General features: G+C 61.3%; 19 protein-coding genes and 1 tRNA gene. 7 read left to right on the top strand and 13 right to left on the bottom strand.

What is annotated here, in order from left to right:
* Window positions 1-32: 32 nt before the first annotated feature.
* The 3 genes from DFW101_RS07060 to DFW101_RS07050 form a co-directional block, all read right to left on the bottom strand.
* A complete protein-coding gene (locus DFW101_RS07060; RefSeq protein ID WP_009180821.1) occupies window positions 33-1,349 on the bottom strand; it encodes a metallophosphoesterase in 1,317 nt (438 codons plus the stop codon).
* 141 nt (window positions 1,350-1,490) lie between these two features.
* Window positions 1,491-3,692, bottom strand: coding sequence for an ATP-dependent helicase (locus DFW101_RS07055; protein ID WP_009180820.1), 2,202 nt, complete (start codon window positions 3,690-3,692; stop codon window positions 1,491-1,493).
* Window positions 3,671-4,996 (bottom strand): alkaline phosphatase family protein, encoded by a 1,326-nt coding sequence (locus DFW101_RS07050; protein WP_009180819.1) that lies wholly within the window; start codon window positions 4,994-4,996, stop codon window positions 3,671-3,673. The genes DFW101_RS07055 and DFW101_RS07050 overlap by 22 nt, the downstream gene beginning before the upstream one ends.
* Window positions 4,997-5,083: 87 nt before the next feature.
* On the opposite strand from DFW101_RS07050, the gene DFW101_RS07045 reads away from it, so the two are divergent.
* A tRNA-Leu gene (locus DFW101_RS07045) sits at window positions 5,084-5,170 on the top strand.
* A gap of 581 nt (window positions 5,171-5,751) precedes the next feature.
* Here the strand turns inward: DFW101_RS07045 and DFW101_RS07040 are convergent.
* The 6 genes from DFW101_RS07040 to DFW101_RS07020 all read right to left on the bottom strand — a co-directional run bounded on the left by DFW101_RS07040 (window position 5,752) and on the right by DFW101_RS07020 (window position 9,078).
* Window positions 5,752-6,177 (bottom strand): hypothetical protein, encoded by a 426-nt coding sequence (locus DFW101_RS07040; RefSeq protein ID WP_009180818.1) that lies wholly within the window; start codon window positions 6,175-6,177, stop codon window positions 5,752-5,754.
* A 37-nt stretch (window positions 6,178-6,214) separates the two neighbouring features.
* Window positions 6,215-7,009 (bottom strand): DNA cytosine methyltransferase, encoded by a 795-nt coding sequence (locus DFW101_RS18645; protein WP_232286174.1) that lies wholly within the window; start codon window positions 7,007-7,009, stop codon window positions 6,215-6,217.
* Window positions 6,954-7,130, bottom strand: coding sequence for a Com family DNA-binding transcriptional regulator (locus tag DFW101_RS18970; RefSeq protein WP_009180816.1), 177 nt, complete (start codon window positions 7,128-7,130; stop codon window positions 6,954-6,956). The genes DFW101_RS18645 and DFW101_RS18970 overlap by 56 nt, the downstream gene beginning before the upstream one ends.
* Before the next feature lie 151 nt (window positions 7,131-7,281).
* A complete protein-coding gene (locus tag DFW101_RS07030) occupies window positions 7,282-8,217 on the bottom strand; it encodes a CBASS cGAMP-activated phospholipase (RefSeq protein ID WP_009180815.1) in 936 nt (311 codons plus the stop codon).
* Window positions 8,214-8,777, bottom strand: coding sequence for a hypothetical protein (locus tag DFW101_RS07025; RefSeq protein WP_009180814.1), 564 nt, complete (start codon window positions 8,775-8,777; stop codon window positions 8,214-8,216). Before DFW101_RS07025 ends, DFW101_RS07030 begins: the two co-directional genes overlap by 4 nt.
* Before the next feature lie 10 nt (window positions 8,778-8,787).
* Window positions 8,788-9,078 (bottom strand): hypothetical protein, encoded by a 291-nt coding sequence (locus tag DFW101_RS07020; RefSeq protein WP_009180813.1) that lies wholly within the window; start codon window positions 9,076-9,078, stop codon window positions 8,788-8,790.
* A gap of 474 nt (window positions 9,079-9,552) precedes the next feature.
* Here DFW101_RS07020 and DFW101_RS07015 point away from each other — a divergent pair, with 474 nt between their 5' ends.
* Window positions 9,553-10,788 (top strand): ISL3 family transposase, encoded by a 1,236-nt coding sequence (locus DFW101_RS07015; protein WP_009179504.1) that lies wholly within the window; start codon window positions 9,553-9,555, stop codon window positions 10,786-10,788.
* 33 nt (window positions 10,789-10,821) lie between these two features.
* On the opposite strand, the gene DFW101_RS07010 is transcribed toward DFW101_RS07015, so the two are convergent.
* Window positions 10,822-11,649, bottom strand: a complete 828-nt coding sequence (locus tag DFW101_RS07010) for an AraC family transcriptional regulator (protein WP_009180812.1) — start codon at window positions 11,647-11,649, stop codon at window positions 10,822-10,824.
* An 85-nt stretch (window positions 11,650-11,734) separates the two neighbouring features.
* Between DFW101_RS07010 and DFW101_RS07005 the strand changes: the two genes are divergently transcribed.
* Genes DFW101_RS07005 through DFW101_RS06995 form a run of 3 tightly spaced genes read left to right on the top strand, consistent with a single transcriptional unit; the run spans window position 11,735 to window position 15,023 of the window.
* Window positions 11,735-13,852 carry an FUSC family protein gene (locus DFW101_RS07005; protein ID WP_043643246.1) on the top strand — a complete coding sequence of 706 codons (2,118 nt, stop codon included), beginning with the start codon at window positions 11,735-11,737 and terminating at the stop codon, window positions 13,850-13,852.
* Window positions 13,849-14,064: a DUF1656 domain-containing protein gene (locus DFW101_RS07000; protein ID WP_009180810.1), complete on the top strand. Its 216-nt coding sequence runs from the start codon at window positions 13,849-13,851 to the stop codon at window positions 14,062-14,064. The genes DFW101_RS07005 and DFW101_RS07000 overlap by 4 nt, the downstream gene beginning before the upstream one ends.
* Window positions 14,064-15,023 (top strand): HlyD family secretion protein, encoded by a 960-nt coding sequence (locus tag DFW101_RS06995; RefSeq protein WP_009180809.1) that lies wholly within the window; start codon window positions 14,064-14,066, stop codon window positions 15,021-15,023. The genes DFW101_RS07000 and DFW101_RS06995 overlap by 1 nt, the downstream gene beginning before the upstream one ends.
* A 113-nt stretch (window positions 15,024-15,136) precedes the next feature.
* Here DFW101_RS06995 and DFW101_RS06990 read toward each other — a convergent pair whose 3' ends face one another.
* Window positions 15,137-15,559 carry a type II toxin-antitoxin system MqsA family antitoxin gene (locus tag DFW101_RS06990; protein ID WP_009180808.1) on the bottom strand — a complete coding sequence of 141 codons (423 nt, stop codon included), beginning with the start codon at window positions 15,557-15,559 and terminating at the stop codon, window positions 15,137-15,139.
* A 1-nt stretch (window position 15,560) separates the two neighbouring features.
* Complete coding sequence (locus tag DFW101_RS18965) at window positions 15,561-15,692, bottom strand: type II toxin-antitoxin system MqsR family toxin (protein ID WP_232286172.1); 132 nt, start codon at window positions 15,690-15,692, stop codon at window positions 15,561-15,563.
* A 69-nt stretch (window positions 15,693-15,761) separates the two neighbouring features.
* Here DFW101_RS18965 and DFW101_RS06985 point away from each other — a divergent pair, with 69 nt between their 5' ends.
* The gene (locus tag DFW101_RS06985; protein ID WP_009179504.1) at window positions 15,762-16,997 is read left to right on the top strand and encodes an ISL3 family transposase; all 1,236 of its coding nucleotides are present in this window, start codon (window positions 15,762-15,764) and stop codon (window positions 16,995-16,997) included.
* A gap of 548 nt (window positions 16,998-17,545) precedes the next feature.
* Complete coding sequence (locus tag DFW101_RS19460; RefSeq protein ID WP_009180806.1) at window positions 17,546-19,003, top strand: hypothetical protein; 1,458 nt, start codon at window positions 17,546-17,548, stop codon at window positions 19,001-19,003.
* Here DFW101_RS19460 and DFW101_RS06980 read toward each other — a convergent pair.
* On the bottom strand, window positions 18,990-20,225 hold the full coding sequence (locus DFW101_RS06980; RefSeq protein ID WP_009179504.1) for an ISL3 family transposase: 1,236 nt from the start codon (window positions 20,223-20,225) through the stop codon (window positions 18,990-18,992). The genes DFW101_RS19460 and DFW101_RS06980 overlap by 14 nt on opposite strands.
* Window positions 20,226-20,446 lie beyond the last annotated feature (221 nt).

Here is a 20,446-nt window from a genome sequence, read left to right as displayed (position 1 = left end):
CGGTCCTTGCTTTACTTGGGGAGGCGGCGGCCCTAGCCCGCCAATGCCGCCACGGCGGCGTTGTAGGTGGCGGGCAGGACAAAGCCCGGCGTGGCCAGATAGGCAGGCAGGTTGGCTGCCGTGACCGGGAATTGGGTGGCGGCGCCCTGGCCCAGGTGATCGATGTAGGCGGCCTGGGTGGCCGGGTTGGTCAGGATGGCGCCGTACACGGCCTGCCATTCCTGGGGCGTGGCCAGGGTCTGGCCGTAGGTTTCGGCGTAGGCGTATTCCTTGCTCCAGGCGGGCGAACTCGATTGGAGGTCGAGGGTGTAGGTCGTCTCGTCCAGCAGGGAAGAGGTCCGGGTGTCGAAACTGTAGACCTGGTAGCCGGGGTTGTTGTCGAAAACCGGCGAGATCGAGGGGGCGATGCGCAGCAGGTTGGCCGCGCCCGAACCGTCGGTTACGAGCCGGAAGTCGTCGTTGTGGGTGTGGCCGGTGAAGGTGGCCTTGATGGTCGCGTCGTAGGCCAGCTCCAGGCCGACGAAAGCGGCGTTGAAGCCGTCGTCCAGGTTGCCCGAGTAGGCGATCCGGCCGGTCTGGTCGTAGGAAGCGACCACGGACGAGGCGTTGGCGCCGACCGGGATGTGGCCGACCACCCAGACTTTCTGGAAATTCTGGGCCGACTCGGCCAGTTCCGAGGCGAACCAGGACAGTTCCACCGCTCCGGCGGCGGGATCGTCGTACTCGGTGATCCAGAGATTGTCGTTTAAGACGATGTACTTGAGGCCCGTGGGGCCGTCGGGTTCCACGGCGTAATAGCCGCCCACGGCGTAGGTCGAGGCAAAGGCCGTGCGGTCCGTGTCGTTGTTGAAAAAGGCCTGGGCGAGGAGGGGGGCCGTGTCCGACAGATAGGGGTCGCCGGGCCGGGCCCCGATGCTGCCGCTCATGTTGTCGGTGTCGCAGTTGCCGTCGGCCACGAGGACCATGGCGTCCGGAAAGCGGCTGTCCACCTCCTGGACGAAAAAAGCCACGGTCTTCTGGGCGAAGGCGTCAAGGCCGGCCTGGCTCGTGTCGCCGGTCAGGGCGGCGTAGTCCTGGGGAAAATCGTGGGCCAGGATGTCGCCGGGGTAGAGGATGGTCGAGACGTCGGCGGCCCGGGCGGCCATGTCGTCCAGGGCCGATTCGAAGAGGGGATAATTGCTGTCGCTGCCGTAGGCGGCGTAGGCGGTCTGGCTCGACGAGGAGAGAAGGCCCGTCCAGGCGGACACGTCCGAGGCGGCCAGGGCCGGGACCAGGGACGGGTCGGCGAAGGGATCGAAGTGGACGTCGGAAAAAAGCAGAAACGTGCCTGGATTGCCTGTGTCGGCCATGACGGCTCTCTCTGGGGTTGCGCCCCGCTCGCCGCATCGAGTGCCGGCTTTTCTCGGCGGGAGCCTGTATTTTCCAGGGGCAAAACGCCCAAACGTCGTCCGGTCGAGGCCCGGCGGCGGCAGGCCGCACGGAGCAAGCGCCTAGGAAGCATCCTCCAATTCCAGGTAATCGGCAAGAATGACCTTGGGGCCGAAGTCCGGGAAATTGACGCGGTACTTGCCGCCGTCCAGGGTGGCGATGATCTTGCCCCGGCCGAAGATCTTGTGGCGGCAGTAGCCGAGGGCCCGGGCGGAACCATTGGCCGGCCCGGCGCCATTTCCCGGCGCCCCGGCCGGAGCCGGGCGCGGTCCGGCCCCGGGCCGGGGCGAGCCGGACATGGAAGCCGATCCGGCCGCGGCCCGGGGGGGCGCGCAGCCGGCGGCAAAGGTGCCGGAGCTCGACCCGCCGAGCCGCTCCCGGCGTTCCTTCAGCGGTCCCGGGGGAAGCTCGCGCAAAAAGATGCTCGGCAGGGCCGGCGAGCAGCCGCCCGTCGTCCGCTGGTACACGGTCTCGGGGGCGAAAAGGGCTAGGTACTCCCGGGCCCGGGTGCAGGCCACGTAGAGGAGCCGGCGCTCCTCTTCCAGGTCCTCGGGCCGGGACAAGGCATGGCGCGACGGGAAGCGCTCGTCCACGAGGTCGATGAGCAGCACGGCCGACCATTCGAGGCCCTTCGACGAGTGGACCGTGGACAGGACCACATGGTCCTCGCGGGTCTTTTTGCGGTCCTCGCCCGGGTTTTCGATGACCAGATCGGCCAGGAAGGCGTCGAGGTCGTGGTAGGCGGCCGCGATCTGCTGGAGTTGGTCCAGGCCGGCCTGGCGGCGGGGGTAGTCGTCCGGGAACTTCTCGGCCAGAAGCGGGGCATAGGCCTCGACCACCCGTTCGAGGAGGGCGGCAGGCACCGGCGGCAGGCCGCGCAGGGTGTCGAGGAACTCGATCAGCGTCTTGAATTCCGCGGTCCGGGCGGCCATCTTGCCAAGCACCCCCCGGTCCCCGGCCTGGATGGCCTCGAAGATTTTCGTCGCGGTCTTGGGGCCGATGCCCGGCACAAAGGCCAGGACCCGGGACCAGGCCGGGAAGTCGGCCGTGTTGCGCACCAGCCGCAGGTAGGACAGCACGTCTTTGACGTGGGCCGCGTCGGAAAACTTGAGCCCGCCGAACTTCTGGAACGGGATGCCGGTTTTGCCGAGCTCCACTTCCAGGGCGTAGGACTGGTAGCCGGCCCGAAAGAGCACCGCGATCTCGTGGAGCGGGTAGGTGCGGGACAGCTCCCGGACCTTGGCCGCCACCATGGCCGCCTGGGTCAGGTCGGAAAAGGGCCGCATGAGTTCCGGCACCGGGCCGTCCTCGCGGGTGGTAAAAAGGTGCTTTTCGAACTTGCGGCCGGCGTTGGCCAAAATGGCGTTGGTCAAGGTCAGGATCGGCTGGGTGGACCGGTAGTTCTGCTCGAGCTTGACGACCGTGGTGCCGGGATAGAGGTCCGGAAAATCCAGGATGTTGTCCACGGTGGCCCCGCGAAAGGCGTAGATGGACTGGGCGTCGTCGCCGACAGCCATGACGTTGCCCGAGGCCGGGGCGAGCAGGCGCGTCAGCCTCGCCTGGACCCGGTTGGTGTCCTGGTACTCGTCCACCATGATGTAGCGGTGGCGCACGCGCAGATAATCGGCCAGATCCGGGTTGCCAAGGAGCGTTTGCTCCAGGCGAAAGAGCAGGTCGTCGTAGTCGAGCAGATTGTGGTCGGTTTTAAAGGCCGTGTAGGCCTCGCCGAGCTGGCCGATGGCGTCGGCGTAGGGGAGCAAATGGAAGGCCTCGCGGGAGAGGACGTCGGCCACGGCCATCTCCTTGTTGCGGGCCTTGGACAGGAGCCCCAGGATGGCGCTGCGCCGGGGAAAGGACCGGTCGCCCTTGCCGATGCCGAGCTTGTCCTTGGCCTGGCCGAGGACGTCCTCGGAGTCGGCCTGGTCGAGCACGGTGAACCCGTCCGGGTAGCCGGCGGCCGCGTGGTAGCGGCGAAGCGTGGCAAAGGCGAAGGCGTGAAAGGTGCCGCCGGAAACGCCGGACACGCCGTCCGGGCCCATGGCCAACAGGAGCCCGGCCCGGGACAGCATCTCCTGGGCGGCCTTGCGGGTGAAGGTCAAAAGAAGGATGGAGGCCGGGTCCACGCCGCCGGCCACGAGCCGGGCCAGCCTGTAGACAATGGTCCGGGTCTTGCCGGAGCCGGCGCCGGCGATGACCAGGACCGGCCCCTCGGTGGTCAGGACCGCCTGCCGCTGGGCAGGGTTCAGATCGCGTTCGAGATCCATGCCGGCTCTTTGGGTTCGGGGAGGTTCAGGAAGCGGGCGACGAGCTGGCCGGCCTCGGTGGTCGTGGCCGGAGTTTCGCCGGCCGTGTCGCAAAAGATCGCGCCGTGGGCGGTGTGGCAGCCGGTGCGGCCGAAGCGGCCGAAAATCCCGGTGCGGTCGAATTTTGCCGTCAGCGAAAAGCCCGGCCGGCCGAGGCAGACGAGGTTCGGGGCCCGGCGAAGGAGCGGCCCTTCGTAGATCTCCTCGGCCAGATAGACGGCCTCCATGACCGGCTCGCCTTCATAGGCGAGGGTCAAAAGCTCGTCTCGCAACTCCCGGGCCAGCTTCTCGGCCACGTGCTCGTGGAAAACGCCCCGGGCGAACCGTTCCTTGATGTTGATGTAGATCCGGCCCGGGTCCAGGGCGAAGGCCGCGCTCTGGTGGGGCATGATGCGGGCGTCCCACTCGTTTTGGGCGCCCGGGGCGAGCTGGAGGAGCCCCTTTTGCATGAGCCAGACGTTGAGATCGACTTCGGTCACCAGTTCGGTGAACCCGTGGTCGGCCAGGGCGATCAGGCGCTTTTCTCCGGGCAGGGCCTCGTAGCGGTCAAGGACGAGCCCGATGGCCCGGTCCCAGTCGGCCAAGAGATCCAGGGCCGGGCCGTGCAGGGCATGCCCGGCATGGGCCACGGCCGGAAAGAAAAAGTGGAAGAGCCGGTCGGTCTCGGTCAAAACCAGCATGAAAAGGTCGAAGTCGCCGCCGGCCCAGAGCATTTCCAGGGCCGCCTTGCGCGAGGCCAGCGTGGCCCGAAGCCCCCGGGCCAGACCGTCGAAATCCGACGCTCCCTTGCTGGTGTCGGCCTCGATGCGATAGCCGGCCAGCTTCAGGTTCTGGGCGAACTGGGGCGGATAGGCGGCCCGGGCCAGGTCCGTTTCCGGGAATCCGGCCACAATGGCCCCGTTGAGGGGGCTGACCGGCGCGGCGCAGGGCAGGTTCACGATTTTGGCGGCAAGGCCGGCGGCGGTCATCCGGTCCATGAGCGTCGGCACGCGGATGGCCGAGGCGTCAATGGGTCCGAGCCTGTAGGCGGCCGGGTCGATGCCGACGAAGCCGAACACGCCGTGGCGGCCGGGATTCGTTGCGGTGATAAACGAGGTCCAGTTGACCGGGGACAGCTCCGGCAGCTCGGCCTCGATTTCCGTGGCCCCCATGGCCAGGAGCCGGGCGAGGTTCGGGAACCTGTCTGTGGCGGCCAGATCGCGGGCGAGGCCAAGCGGCAGGCCGTCGAGCCCGAGGACGACAAGTCGTTTGCGGTCGTTTGGCATGGGCGGGGGTGTAGCAGAATCATAGGGCGAAGGCTACGGCGCGAATTGACGCCAGGGGGGCAGATGAGGCAAGAGAACGTGTTCGGTGCCCGAGTGGCGGAACTGGTAGACGCCAGGGACTTAAAATCCCTTGTTCTTCGGGACGTGCCGGTTCGATTCCGGCCTCGGGCACCAATGATTTTAATGGGTTACTGGCGATGCCAGTAACCCATTTTCCGTTGTCTTGATTTTTTGCTCCAATTTTGCTCCACTCGCTCCAGAAAATGGCTCAGAAACTTCCTGTAAGCGCTCAACCAAAATGAGAAATCGTTTCAGGCAAAATGAGAAGGACCAGGCAGCGGTGTGCCCCCCCTGGCCCTTCTCTTTGATCTGCCTTTTTACCCGCAGTTTTCAGCCGCCGTTATCCGCCCGAGCACCCACCGCATGAGAGGAGGCGTGATGCCGTTGCCGAGGCACGGGGTCTGTCCATCCAATGGGCACCCCCATCATCCACTCGACAAACGACGGGGCCACGATAAGCCGATACGGCGGCCTGGGCTCGCGGTCCGTCAAGCCGTAGACCATTCCAAAGATCCGGGCCGTATGGTTGCCTGTAGATGGATTTCCAACTGACTTGCCCTCTGAGAGGACGAACGGATATGGGCGGTGCCGCTCATTTGGTTTCTTCGGGAGGGCAAATATTGCTGTAGCGCGACGCGTAGATTTGTACACAACGACATTTAGTTTTGAAGGTGGCCCGCCCCCCTGGCGGGGAATTAATCGAGGGGCGTGAGCCGCCATTTACTCGCCTGTTTTTCGTCGACGATCCCATACTCCCCATTCTCGGTTTGGATGAGGAATTCTTTCGGCCCGACGCGGCGCAGGCGACCGATGCTGACGTAGTCCGAGGCACGCGGCGGCTTGTCCGCTGCCTCGATTTGCTGGGTATCCAGGGACTCCCATACCTCGGCCAGGGACTCATATGTGGGGGCGTCCAACCACTCGCGCTCCCAGAACTCCTCCAAGGTGCATTTGGGCAGGGACCGAAGCCCCTGCCATGCGGCCTTGAGGTCTGCATAAAACCCCGATGATCCGTCGGAGAAATGGACGAACGGTCCGACTGCGGCGGGGGACACCCCGTCACCATCCACGCCGAGCAGCCCCAACCGGGACAGCTTGCCTGCGATCTGATCAATGCTCATGGGTGTCCCCCTCCTGTTTATTAGCCTATCAATGACATCATGGGCGGGACCGATCAAGCTCAGCCGCCATTATCCGCCCGAGCACCCACCGCATGAGAGGAGGCGTGATGCCGTTGCCGAGGCAGCGGAGTCTGTCCATCCAATGGGCACCCCCATCATCCACTCGACAAACGACGGGGCCACGATAAGCCGATATGGCGGCCGGGGCTCGCGGTCCGTCAAGCCGTAGACCATTCCAATGAGCCGGGCCGTCAGATTGCCCGTGGTTTTCCAGGTCTCCTCCCGGCGCAAGTATTGGCGCACGGGCTGCCCCTCGATCGCCGCCGGGGTAGGCAACAAGGATAACCCTCTCACGCAGGTGCGGGGCGCCAAAGGCTGCCGCGGGAAACACGTCCCACTCCGCATCGTACCCGATCTCGGCCAAGTCCCCAAGAACGCGGTCAATGCCCCGTCCGAGGAGGGCCTTGACGTTTTCCACGACCGCGAATTGGGGTCGTAGCTCGCCAAGGATTCTTGCGTATTCCGACCACAGGCCGGACCTTTTGCCGGTGATGCCGGCCCCTGCCCCGGCGCAGCTGATGTCCTGGCAGGGGAAGCCTCCAATGACGATATCAACCCGTTTGGCGTTTTGCGCATGGATGTCCCTCACATCGTGGAAAACGGGGACACCCGGCCAGCGCCTTTCCAGGATGGAACGGGCAAACGGGTCGCACTCGCAAAACCAGGCATGAGAAAGACCGATCGCTTCGGCGGCGATGTCGCCCAGGCCAGCCCCGCTAAAAAGACTTCCGACATACAATTTGATCTCCTGATGGGGCCTCTTTGGGCTCATATCCGGGGCTCGTGGCCCTCAGGAGATTCATGGTCCCGCATCGCGGGCATTTGATGGAGAGGTTTACAGCCTCTCCCTTAGCCAACAACCTGTTACACGCTCCGCATCGTATCTCCCTCATTCCCTTCTCTTTACAGGTTGCGCTCCCGCTGTTACGCCCCCCGTACCCCTGGTCGCCAGATCATGGGCAGGGAGCAGCCGGCGAAAGCTGGTGGGCCGGCGTTAGCGCGCCGGGCCAGTGGGACGGCTCCACCCGTCCCGCCTGCTCCACTTTAGGCCGCTGCCGCCTTCGGCAGCGCCATCTCGCAAATCTTATCCAGCAGCGCATCCTGGTCCGCGATCAGTCCCCGGGCGATGGCCTCCAGGGTGGCCAGGGCCGACTCGCCGGCATCGTCCATGGCCAGATCCCGGGGCAGGGCCGGCTGGAGCCGGATGGCCCGGTCTCCCAGGAGCGCCTGGCACTGGTGGGCGGCCGTGTCCGACTGGCCGTCGAACATGCAATCGAGTAGCGGCCGCACCCAGGCCGCCAGTCCCCAACCTTGGGCCGCCTCATATAAATAGGGCCGCGTCAGCTGGCCTGTGCCGAGCGACACCATGGCCACGTCGCCGATGCTGCCGGCCTTGGCCGCCTGGGCCAGGGCGCAGGCGGCCGGGTTGTTGGCGTAGATACCACCGTCCACCAATGTGGCCTCCTCGCCGGCCAAGCTGTTGATGCGGGCCGGCGGAAAATAGGTCGGCGCGGCCGACGTGGCCCGGCAGACGTCGCGGAGGTAGTAGTCCCGGCGGCTGTCGCTGGCCTTTGCGCTCTTAAACAAGACCGAGCACCGAGCCTCAATATCGTAGGCCGGGATGAGCAGATCCAGGGCGCAGTCCGAAAGTTTGCGGTCGCCGAAGACATCGTCCAGGGCTGCCTCGATGCCCTCGGCCCCGTACCGTGGCCCAAGCAGACCGAAGCCCGAAGCCAGCCGGTGCCTCCAGGAGCGCGAGAAGATGTCTTTGCCGCGCTGCCGGTAGAGGTCGACCACACGGCCGGCCGGGATGCCGGCGGCCACGGCGCAGGCGATGATGCCGCCGGTCGAGGTCCCGGCGACCAGGTCAAACAGCGATCCGGCCAGCCGTCCGGCCCGGGCCTCGATCTCGGCCAGGACGAGCGCGGGGATCAGGCCCAGGATGCCGCCGCCGTCGATGCACAGGATGCGGCGGGTCATGCGGCACCTCCGAAATCGATCGTGATGTCGGCCACGGCCTCGGGCGTGTCGGCCGCGACCACGGCGTCTTCCAAGGCTTGCCGCTTGCCTATGATGGGCCCGGCGATGGTCGACCACGCGGCGGCGTTGGCCAGGATGCGCCGGGCCAGCTCGGCCACCCGCTCCGCATCGGAGTCCCCCAGGCTGGGCCGCTGGGCAGCCATGGAGGACAGCAGCGGCACGGCCGCCGTCGCGTCGGCCGCGTAGGCGGTCGCCTCGGCGATCTGCTGCGGCCAGGACTGCACCTCCCGTTCGGGATAGGCCGCCGCCAGCGGGGCCAGGGCCATGTCGCAGGCGGCGCGGATTTCGGCCAGCTTGACGGTCTTGGCCTGGGCCAACGCCGCCGCCACCTCCTCCTCCGTCGGCTCCACGGCCGGGACCTCGCCCACGCGCCAGCCGCCGTCCAGCCAGGTCACGGGCTGGTCCGATGTCGGTGGGGCGATGGTGGTATGGGTCGTGGGCACGGGGGCCTTGTTCGGCCACTCCTGAGCTGCTTTTGTGAGCTTGTCGTATATGATCATGGGGGTATCCTTACGCGGCCTTGAGGTAGCAGTTGACGCCGGGTTTGGTGCTTTTAATGTTGGGCAGCTGAATCTGGGTCTGGGGGTCGTAATCAGACACGGTAAATACCGACATCGTGCCCACGCCGTCGAACATGAAAAGTTTGCCATCGGTATACGATATAGGGATTGCCACCGCGTTATTGTCCGATGCTGGCTTTTTAAAAGCGATGGGCATCCAGTTGTAACCATCGGCAGAAAATAAAGAACCAGATTGACCGATGATAAAATATCCCGCAGTGCACTGGTTTAATTCGGCCATGGCTCCTGGAGCTGGGCCTGCTGAGGTCATATCACTGAGTCCCCACTCACCAGGACGATAAAGAAGAGACGTGGTGGCATAAATCGCTGTACCATTAACGATTGTCGAGAGCACAGCCATAGTCTGGGACAAATTTGTTATGGCCCCTGTGGATCTGTTAGTTGTGCCAAGCCCCGAGAAAAGACTTGGGGTACTCCCATTCAATTGATATGGGCCGGCGGAACAAATTCCATCCGCAATGGACAGCCTAGGGTCGCTGCCATAATTGGACCCTGCGGCTATCTGCGTATTCGTTACTGTATCTGCGCAATAAAAGTCCATTGAGCTCGCGCCAAAACACTTCCCAAGAACATACCTTCCAGGAGCCGGCGTCTTGATCCCCATCAAATATCCCGCGGTGGTGTCTCCGCACTGGGTCCTTCCGACTTTTCCGTGGGTAGGTGACCGGATATGGTCCGCCCCGGGAGGGTGACCATGAAGGACACGGACCTGTATTCTCGGATTCTGGGGCTGAGTGACCCGTGGTTTGTTGCCGACGTCGAGTTGGACACGGCGGGAGGCCGGGTGGACGTCCATGTTGATCATGTTGCCGGTGTCCGCTGGCGCTGTCCGACCTGTGGTCGCGAACTGGCTTGTCGGGATCATGCCGAGCCTCGGGTATGGCGTCACCTCGACACCTGCCAGTTCAAGACCTTCCTTCATGCCCGGATTCCGCGCGTCGAGTGCCCCGAGCACGGCGTGCTTCAGGTGAGAGTGCCTTGGGCCGAGGCTAAAGGGCGTTTTACCTTGCTCATGGAGCGCTTGATCATCGATGTGTTGCGCGAGTGCGCCACCGTGTCCGGCACCTGCCGGCTCATGCGGATCAGCTGGGATGAGGCCTGGAACGTCATGGATCGAGCCGTCCGGCGAGGGCAAACCAGGAAGAAGACCACCCCCGCACGCTATCTTGGTATCGATGAGAAGGCCTTCCGCAAAGGTCACGACTACATGACCGTGGTCTGCGACCTGCTTGGCGGAACAGTGGAGTTTGTGGCCCAGGATCGCAAGACCGAGAGCCTCGAGGACTATTACCGGCAGTTCACGGCGCAGCAACTCGAGCGCATCCGGGCCGTGGCCATGGACATGTGGGAACCGTACTTCAAGGCCACGATCAAGCACGTGCCCGATGCGGCGCACAAGATCGTCCATGACCGCTTTCACATCATGCAGCACGTGGGCCAGGCCGTGGACAAGGTCCGCCGGCAGGAACATCGCGAACTGCTCCGCCAGGAAGACGAACGCCTCAAGGGCACCAAGTACATCTGGCTTTACCGGGAAGAGAATCTGCCGGACAAGCACCGACCGACCTTGGAAGCCCTGAAGGCCACGAACCTGAAGGTGGCCAAGGCCTGGGCGATGAAAGAAAGCCTGGCCGGATTGTGGAACTACCTCAGCGTCGGCTGGGCAAAGCGGTTCATGAAACGCTGGCTGACCTGGGTGAGGAAGTCAGACTTGCCCCCGATGCGCAAGGTCGGGGAGATGCTCTCTCGGCATCTGGACAACATCCTGACCTTTTGCCGGCATCGGATCACCAACGGCGCGGCCGAGGGACTCAACAGCAAGATCATGGCCATCAAGCGCAGGGCGTGCGGGTACCGCAATCGGGAGCACTTCAAGACCGCTATCTACTTCTTCTGCGGCGGCCTGGACCTCTATCCTAGACAGGCCTGAACCCGGGTACCCACGGAAAATCCGGAAGGACCATTATTCTATGGCTCCATCCTCTTTGGGAAACATGTGCGGCATCGACCGGCGTTGCGAAAAATATTGTGCCGGCGTGCTCCCAAGAGCATTCTTAAACATTGTGATGAAGGCATTGACCGACTCGTAGCCCAACTCGGCCGCCACATTCTGCACCGACGCGCCGCTGGCCAGTTCCCGAAGCGCGACAACAAGGCGTAACTGCTGCCGCCAGCGTCCGAACGTCAAGCCCGTCTCCCGGATCATCAAGCGGGCGAGCGACCTTTCGCTCATGGCGACACGCTTCGCCCAATCTCCCAATGTCCCCCTATCAAACGGTTTGGCCGCCAGGGCGTCGGCTATCGCTCGGATTTTCGGATCGTTCGAGATGGGGAGGTTAAATCTTTCACGTGGCATCTCGACCAACTCGTCGAGGACCACCCTTGCCAATCGGGCGGCGTGGCTGTCCGGCGGGTAGTCCGCCCCTTCCCGGGCCAATCGGTCGACGATTTCTTGAATCATCGGGGAGACGGACAGCGTGCAACACTCCTCAGGCAGGGTTGCCGCCCCTGGCTCCACGAAAAGATAGTTGAGCCGAGCGTTTTCGGTCGCCCGGGCGCTATGCGGCACTCCGCCCGGTATCCAGACTCCACAGTTGGGGGGGACGATCCAGATTTCGTTGTCCGCAGTGCAGGTGACCGCTCCGCGCAGTGCGAGGATCAACTGCCCCTTGCGATGCGCGTGCCTCGGCACCTCCGCCCCGTGATCCGCAAAGTCGAGTTGTCGGGCGACCGCCGGCCGATCCGTCAGATCGGGGTCGAAGGCAGAGACAGCCGAGAGTGAGACGGACATTGAGGACCTCGTTTGGCATTTTTTAAGTATTTATTGGCAAAATATCGAGTTCCTTTGAAGATGAAAAGCGGAAATGATGCCTCGCGTGAACATCATACTTTCTTCCAAGAGAGCGTTGACGAGAACCTGGGCCACCATCGCGCACACGGGGACTCGCCTCTTCCAGAGCCCTGCCTTGCAAGCGGACGCGGACGCGTTGTTCTTCTCGGTGAAAAGTTTCGCCGCAGCGATGTTGGCCTACTACCTTTCGCTACGCATCGGGCTTCCCAAGCCTTATTGGGCCATCCTCACCGTCTATCTCGTCTCGCAGCCCTCTGCCGGCGCGTCGCTCGGTCGCGGCGTCTATCGTCTTGCCGGGACGATGGCCGGCGCTGTGGCAACAGTGGCGATCGTCCCGAATTTTGTGAACAACCCGATCATATGCAGTGTGGCCATCGCGGGCTGGATCGGTCTGTGCCTCTACTTCGCCCTGCTCGACCGCACACCGCGAGCCTATGCCTTCGTTCTCGCCGGCTACACCGCGAGCCTGATCGGCTTTCCCAGCGTATTCAACCCTCATGCGGTCTTTGAGACGGCGTCGGTGCGGGTCCAGGAAATCTCGCTCGGAATCCTTTGCACCATCCTCATGCATCGTTTCGTCCTGCCAAAGCGCATGGCGGGCCAGTTCCTCGGTAAACTGTCGGCGACCTTAAGGGATGCGCGACGGCTGGCAGGCGAGGCGCTTCTCGGAGGATCGGGACAACAGGTCCGTCACGCATGCAAGAAGCTCGCAGTGGACCTGCTCGGCCTTCAGGGGTTCGCGACACATCTGCCGTACGATCTGGCCCCTGTGAAGCCGCGCACCAAGGATCGGCGGTTGCTCCATGCCCGGCTTGCGCGACTGCTTCTGCTCGCTCCGGGGATCGAGGACCGGGGCAGGGCCCTCCAAAGTGGAGACCACGCCGTGCCCGACGAACTGGCCGCATTGCTGTGTGAGATTGAGCGGTGGATCGGGGACGGCGACACGATCGAAAAAGACGGTGTTGCCATACAACTGATCGACCGCGCACGATCGCTCCGGACACGTATCGCCGCGAACGCCGCAACGCCTGACGAGAGGCTCGCCGCCAACCTTGTTCGCCACCTCGCCGAGATGCTCGGCCTGCTTCACGACTGCGATCGGCTCGAACGAAACCTCACGCGTGGCGGTCGATCACGCGGTGCTGCTGCGTACCAATGGCTGAGCCGCGCCAGCGGCTATGTCTATCACCGCGACCACTGGAAGGCCGCCCGGGCTGCGCTGGGCGCCACGGTCGGCATCGTGGTCGGCTGTCTCGTCTGGATATGGTCGGCCTGGCCGGACGGCGCAATGGCCGTGTCGGTCCTCGGCGTGTGCTGCTCCTTGTACGGGACAGCCGACGAACCGGCACCACACGTCCTCCAATATACGGTCGGCACAGTCTACGGCGTGGCGATGAGCCTTGCCTACAGTTTCCTTATTCTGCCCCGCGTGACGGACTTTCCCGTTTTGGTCGCGGTGCTCGCGCCGGCATTCCTGTTCGCGGGTTCCCTCCAGGCGCGCGGCCGGACGATGCAGATGGGGTTTGGCATCACTCTCACGATTCCGATCCTCGCAGGGCTTGGGACCACCTATGCCGGCGACTTCGCCGGGTCTCTCAACACCATCATCGCACTGTTCGCCTCACTTATATTCGCCTTGGTGAGCATGACCATGCTGCAAACCGTGCCGGTCGACGCGGCGATCAATCGATTGCTTCGGCCAAGCCGGATGGATGTCAGGCGGCACGCCCTCGGCAAGGGAAATGCTGCAGCGCACTGGACAAACCTCATGGTCGATCGGATGGCACTGCTGCTCCCAAAGATGCGGTTGTCCAAGAATTCTTATTCGGACGCGCTCGATGATCCGTTGCACCATCTTCGCGTCGGCCACGCCGTTGGTCAACTCCGCCATGCGATCCGTCACGTCGGCGGCGACATCGGCGAGACAGCGCGCGAGCTTTTTTCGGCGATCGCCGCACACTTCGACACCAAGGGTCGGACGAAACCTGTCGCGCCCATTGAATTGACCCAGCGCATTGGAAAGCTAATGGCGCTCATCGCCGACAGTTCCATCCAGGACCGCTCGCAGTTGCTCGACCTGCTCATCGATCTTCAGTTCGCCCTCGCTCCGAGTGGCATCTCAAAGGAGACAGGCAGTTTATGATTGTCGATCTCAACATCGGAGGTGTCTTCATCCCCGGTCTGCTGGTGCTCGCGATCATCGCGCTTGTCGCCACTGTCGTGGTGATTGGCCTCCTCTACTTCTCAGGCCTCTGCCGCGTATTCACATACCGGCCGATCGTCGAACTCGCCACATTTATCATCATCTATGCTCTTCTCTTGCAGCATATACCATCAACGAGAGGATCATTTTAATGAAGTATACTTTATCACTGCTCGGCCGCTACGCCCTGACGCTTTGCCTTGTCGTAATCGCCTCTCTCGTTGCTCTGCAGGCATGGGAGCGATACGATATAAAGCCCTGGACCCGCGACGGTCGAGTAAGCGCACATGTCGTACAGGTCGGGCCGGAAGTTTCCGGTACAGTCAGCACCGTGCCCGTTGTCGACAATCAGTATGTCCATCGGGGTGACATTCTCTATGTGATCGACCCTGAACGGTTCCGGCTCGCCGTGGCGTCCGCAAAGGCCGATGTCGACGCCAAGCGTCAAGATATGATTGTCCTAGAAGCGGCCGCGCGGCGTCGCAGTCAGATTCCGGGGGTCATAACCCCGGAACAGATCCAGCAAGCGACTGGAGCGGCAGCTGTGGCCGCCGCCACCTATCAGGGTGCGTTGGCGGCTCTCGATCTCGCCAAGCTCAATCTCACCCGCGCCACCATCCGCTCGCCGGTCGATGGCTATGTCACCAATCTGAATCTGCGTCCCGGCGACTACGCGACAGCCGGCGTGACGAAAATCGCTGTTCTCGACGCGGCCAGCTTTTGGATCACCGGGTACTTCGAAGAGACGAAGGTCCGGCAAATCCACATTGGCCGCACGGTGCAGATCATGCTGATGGGTTTTGATCAACCTGTAACAGGTCATGTCGAAAGCATTGGACGCGGCATCGAAAATAGCAATGAGACGCCCGGCCATCTTGGTCTACCAAACGTGGAAGCAACATTTAGTTGGGTGCGACTTGCTCAGCGTATCCCGATCCATATCCATATCGACCAGGTGCCGCCAGGAATCGAACTGGCGGCAGGGATGACGGCGGCCGTCGAAATCAATCACGCCAGTGCAGCGTCCGAGCAAAAGACGGAAACGATGGTGGCCCGATTAACCAGTTTTTGGACTGATTTCATTCGTTCGCCCATGGTGCAACATCATTAATCCGCTCCGGCGTTGCTCCATATTGGCGTCCGCCGCCAAAACGGATGAGGTCTTGCTCGAGAAGTCTCCGAGGCGTCCGCCGGGCACTCTGGTGGCCCAGGGCACCAAAAGATTCAGCAGGAAGGACGGTCCTGATTTTCCCGAAGGATGGTCAGCGCGTCAGGCAATGCATCAAGCACCTTCAAAAGGTTGGTCACGGCCCGACTGGTCAGGGCGTCCCCCTTCTCGTACTTGGTGAACGCCTTCGGGCCGCCGCCGATGAGGTCGCCGGCCGCCGCCTGGGTCAGCCCGAGCTTTTTGCGGATGCGCTTGATCTGCGGGCCGTCCAACAGCCCCTCGCACCTCGCCTTCATGGCGTTTAGTGCCCGGTCGGAGACCTTCATGTCCGCACGGGTATAGAGACCTTCCCCGCATTTCGGGCAATACCATCCGGGCATGGCGACAGTCATCGTCTGTCCCTTGTAGGAAAATTCCACCGGCCTCACGTCACGAACCATTTCGGTTCCGTCTTCGTGGCACATGGGATGTGTTTCCATGCTATTTCTCCTTGAAAGAGAGCAGATCAAAGGCCGAAATCCTTCCAGCCATAAATTTCACGTACAAAATCCCAGCGGATGTCGGCACATGATACACATCCTGCCAAGCCGCGTTGTCCGCGTAGGCGGTCATGGATTTATAGGTCCTTCCGACTTTTCCGTGGGTAGGTGACCGGATATGGTCCGCCCCGGGAGGGTGACCATGAAGGACACGGACCTGTATTCTCGGATTCTGGGGCTGAGTGACCCGTGGTTTGTTGCCGACGTCGAGTTGGACACGGCGGGAGGCCGGGTGGACGTCCATGTTGATCATGTTGCCGGTGTCCGCTGGCGCTGTCCGACCTGTGGTCGCGAACTGGCTTGTCGGGATCATGCCGAGCCTCGGGTATGGCGTCACCTCGACACCTGCCAGTTCAAGACCTTCCTTCATGCCCGGATTCCGCGCGTCGAGTGCCCCGAGCACGGCGTGCTTCAGGTGAGAGTGCCTTGGGCCGAGGCTAAAGGGCGTTTTACCTTGCTCATGGAGCGCTTGATCATCGATGTGTTGCGCGAGTGCGCCACCGTGTCCGGCACCTGCCGGCTCATGCGGATCAGCTGGGATGAGGCCTGGAACGTCATGGATCGAGCCGTCCGGCGAGGGCAAACCAGGAAGAAGACCACCCCCGCACGCTATCTTGGTATCGATGAGAAGGCCTTCCGCAAAGGTCACGACTACATGACCGTGGTCTGCGACCTGCTTGGCGGAACAGTGGAGTTTGTGGCCCAGGATCGCAAGACCGAGAGCCTCGAGGACTATTACCGGCAGTTCACGGCGCAGCAACTCGAGCGCATCCGGGCCGTGGCCATGGACATGTGGGAACCGTACTTCAAGGCCACGATCAAGCACGTGCCCGATGCGGCGCACAAGATCGTCCATGACCGCTTTCACATCATGCAGCACGTGGGCCAGGCCGTGGACAAGGTCCGCCGGCAGGAACATCGCGAACTGCTCCGCCAGGAAGACGAACGCCTCAAGGGCACCAAGTACATCTGGCTTTACCGGGAAGAGAATCTGCCGGACAAGCACCGACCGACCTTGGAAGCCCTGAAGGCCACGAACCTGAAGGTGGCCAAGGCCTGGGCGATGAAAGAAAGCCTGGCCGGATTGTGGAACTACCTCAGCGTCGGCTGGGCAAAGCGGTTCATGAAACGCTGGCTGACCTGGGTGAGGAAGTCAGACTTGCCCCCGATGCGCAAGGTCGGGGAGATGCTCTCTCGGCATCTGGACAACATCCTGACCTTTTGCCGGCATCGGATCACCAACGGCGCGGCCGAGGGACTCAACAGCAAGATCATGGCCATCAAGCGCAGGGCGTGCGGGTACCGCAATCGGGAGCACTTCAAGACCGCTATCTACTTCTTCTGCGGCGGCCTGGACCTCTATCCTAGACAGGCCTGAACCCGGGTACCCACGGAAAATCCGGAAGGACCATAAAGTTGGGTCGCCGCCTAGCCTGGCAGGTGGAGTCCGTCGACGCTTGGATCGACGACAAAGCCGCCCAGGCCGATATCAAGGCTAAGAATAGCCTCGGTCATGCTCTGCCTCCTGCCAGGCGACGCGGCAGACCAACAAAGGCGGAACAGAGCGACAGAGGTGGCAAATGAGCGGCAGGCCCTCAGTCTCCTCGCTACCCTGTGCGCATCAAGAGGTCCCTCCGGATGATCCCATTGGCCTCAACCTCAAGGAGTGGCCCCAATTCTCGTTTGACGCCTGCCCGGGCATCCTGGGTGAATTTGTGCGGCTGGCGACGCGCAACAGCGAAGCCGACCCGGCGGCGGTCTGCATCACCGCGTTGGTGCGCTTCGGGGCGGAAGTTTACGGCTACGCGCCCAACCGAGGCCCGCACACCTTTGTGGACGAAACCATCCATCTACGCCTACGCCTCCTCCGACAGCGTCAGCATTAACGTCAACGGCGTCCGCGCCGCCGCATAGGAGGAAATTCGCATGGGCCGCAACAACTCCGACATCCAAAACCTCGGCGGTTCCTTGGGCGCAGCCATGTCGCTGCCCATTGGCTCCATTGTGGAATTGGCATCCTCCAGTCCCCTGGTCGAGGACACCTACCTGCTTTGCGCCGGCGGCGTCGTGAACAAGGCCGATTGGCCGGAACTTGAGAATTATGTTCCGCCGTTTACCAGCGTATCTTCCCTTTCTCCGACTGACCCCCAAAAGATTTTTCCTTTTTTATATCCCATAGGATTGGAGTTTTTTAATAACTTCTATTGGATGCTCAATCCTTATGCCCTTTCAAAGAGTGCTGATGGGGTTAACTGGCAAGTTGTGCTAAGGCCGTCTTCGGGCAAAAGCTTCACTAAATTCAAAATATCTGGCGACAACACAAAGTTGATTGTTGTTTGCACTGATTATTTTCAATATTCATCCGATGGCAATTCGTGGCAAACATGTGCAACAACTTTGACAGATGTTGACTTTAACGGCTCTCGTTGGGTCAAAGTATCTGGAACAGGCGATTACTATTCGGATGATCTTGCCAATTTGACAGCTTCTACGGCATTTTCATATACAAAAACAGCGATCATATACTTTTCCCTCTCTTCAAGGTGGATTATTTCAACAAATATAGGTTCAACGCAAACCGGGTGCTTTTTATACGGGACAGATGGGATAACATTTTCTGAATCTACCGCAATAAACTCAACATATGGATCATCTTTTTACAAAATGCGGCGAGTCAAAGATTATGTATTCTGCTCGTCAGACAACCAAGACGGTACGTATTACTTTTCTGTTTTTTCAGCTGACGGTGTATCATGGTCTCAGCTGCCAACATATCGATATATTGATGCTGTTTATGATAACGGGCTATACTACGTCGCCCAAAAGACGACTGATTCAGTCTCTATTCTAATCAAGAGTGGCACATCCATTCAAGCCGCCTCGACTCTTGTTGCATCTTTAAGCAGGCAAGGCTCTTATGTAAATTCTGAACACTACACCACTTTTGGCAGATTAGCGGCGAACCCAACGACAGGAGATCTTCTTTTTTCTGACAAGCATTGTCTTATGAAAAGAATCGGCGGAACAATTTCCAATATGGAAATAAGTCCTGTCGCTGTCAGTGAAGATTTTACACCCGAGGGAAAGCATAGTTTTTCCTCGGGCAGAATTAACGGTATTCTTGGATTACACTTCATTGATTTTTCTCAAGGACTTTTTACCTTAAATGTAGGCATATTTACATCAAATTGTTACAATATGGCTTTTGACAAAGTCTTTGCAGGCAATTCCCCTCATTTCTGGTGTGGTGGTATGGATGCAAGTAAATATTATGCTTATGCTATGAAAATAACTGTTCAAAACAACAACTGCATCCTCACTCCCGGCAATCAGTGCGGGGTCCTTCCGGATTTTCCGTGGGTACCCGGGTTCAGGCCTGTCTAGGATAGAGGTCCAGGCCGCCGCAGAAGAAGTAGATAGCGGTCTTGAAGTGCTCCCGATTGCGGTACCCGCACGCCCTGCGCTTGATGGCCATGATCTTGCTGTTGAGTCCCTCGGCCGCGCCGTTGGTGATCCGATGCCGGCAAAAGGTCAGGATGTTGTCCAGATGCCGAGAGAGCATCTCCCCGACCTTGCGCATCGGGGGCAAGTCTGACTTCCTCACCCAGGTCAGCCAGCGTTTCATGAACCGCTTTGCCCAGCCGACGCTGAGGTAGTTCCACAATCCGGCCAGGCTTTCTTTCATCGCCCAGGCCTTGGCCACCTTCAGGTTCGTGGCCTTCAGGGCTTCCAAGGTCGGTCGGTGCTTGTCCGGCAGATTCTCTTCCCGGTAAAGCCAGATGTACTTGGTGCCCTTGAGGCGTTCGTCTTCCTGGCGGAGCAGTTCGCGATGTTCCTGCCGGCGGACCTTGTCCACGGCCTGGCCCACGTGCTGCATGATGTGAAAGCGGTCATGGACGATCTTGTGCGCCGCATCGGGCACGTGCTTGATCGTGGCCTTGAAGTACGGTTCCCACATGTCCATGGCCACGGCCCGGATGCGCTCGAGTTGCTGCGCCGTGAACTGCCGGTAATAGTCCTCGAGGCTCTCGGTCTTGCGATCCTGGGCCACAAACTCCACTGTTCCGCCAAGCAGGTCGCAGACCACGGTCATGTAGTCGTGACCTTTGCGGAAGGCCTTCTCATCGATACCAAGATAGCGTGCGGGGGTGGTCTTCTTCCTGGTTTGCCCTCGCCGGACGGCTCGATCCATGACGTTCCAGGCCTCATCCCAGCTGATCCGCATGAGCCGGCAGGTGCCGGACACGGTGGCGCACTCGCGCAACACATCGATGATCAAGCGCTCCATGAGCAAGGTAAAACGCCCTTTAGCCTCGGCCCAAGGCACTCTCACCTGAAGCACGCCGTGCTCGGGGCACTCGACGCGCGGAATCCGGGCATGAAGGAAGGTCTTGAACTGGCAGGTGTCGAGGTGACGCCATACCCGAGGCTCGGCATGATCCCGACAAGCCAGTTCGCGACCACAGGTCGGACAGCGCCAGCGGACACCGGCAACATGATCAACATGGACGTCCACCCGGCCTCCCGCCGTGTCCAACTCGACGTCGGCAACAAACCACGGGTCACTCAGCCCCAGAATCCGAGAATACAGGTCCGTGTCCTTCATGGTCACCCTCCCGGGGCGGACCATATCCGGTCACCTACCCACGGAAAAGTCGGAAGGACCAGAATAATTATGACCGAGGACTTTGACACGACCAGAGATTTGTTTAAGGCTGGCGGAAGCGTGGAGAGGGAAATTTTTGCTCCAATTTTGCTCCACTCGGTCTGGGAAATCGTGCATTTTTATGAAAATTCTTGAGTGCTCATCTATCTGATATTATTTGA

Origin of the sequence: Solidesulfovibrio carbinoliphilus subsp. oakridgensis (assembly GCF_000177215.2) — a bacterium.
Classification (GTDB): domain Bacteria; phylum Desulfobacterota; class Desulfovibrionia; order Desulfovibrionales; family Desulfovibrionaceae; genus Solidesulfovibrio; species Solidesulfovibrio carbinoliphilus.
This window is presented reverse-complemented; position numbering and strand designations above follow the sequence as displayed.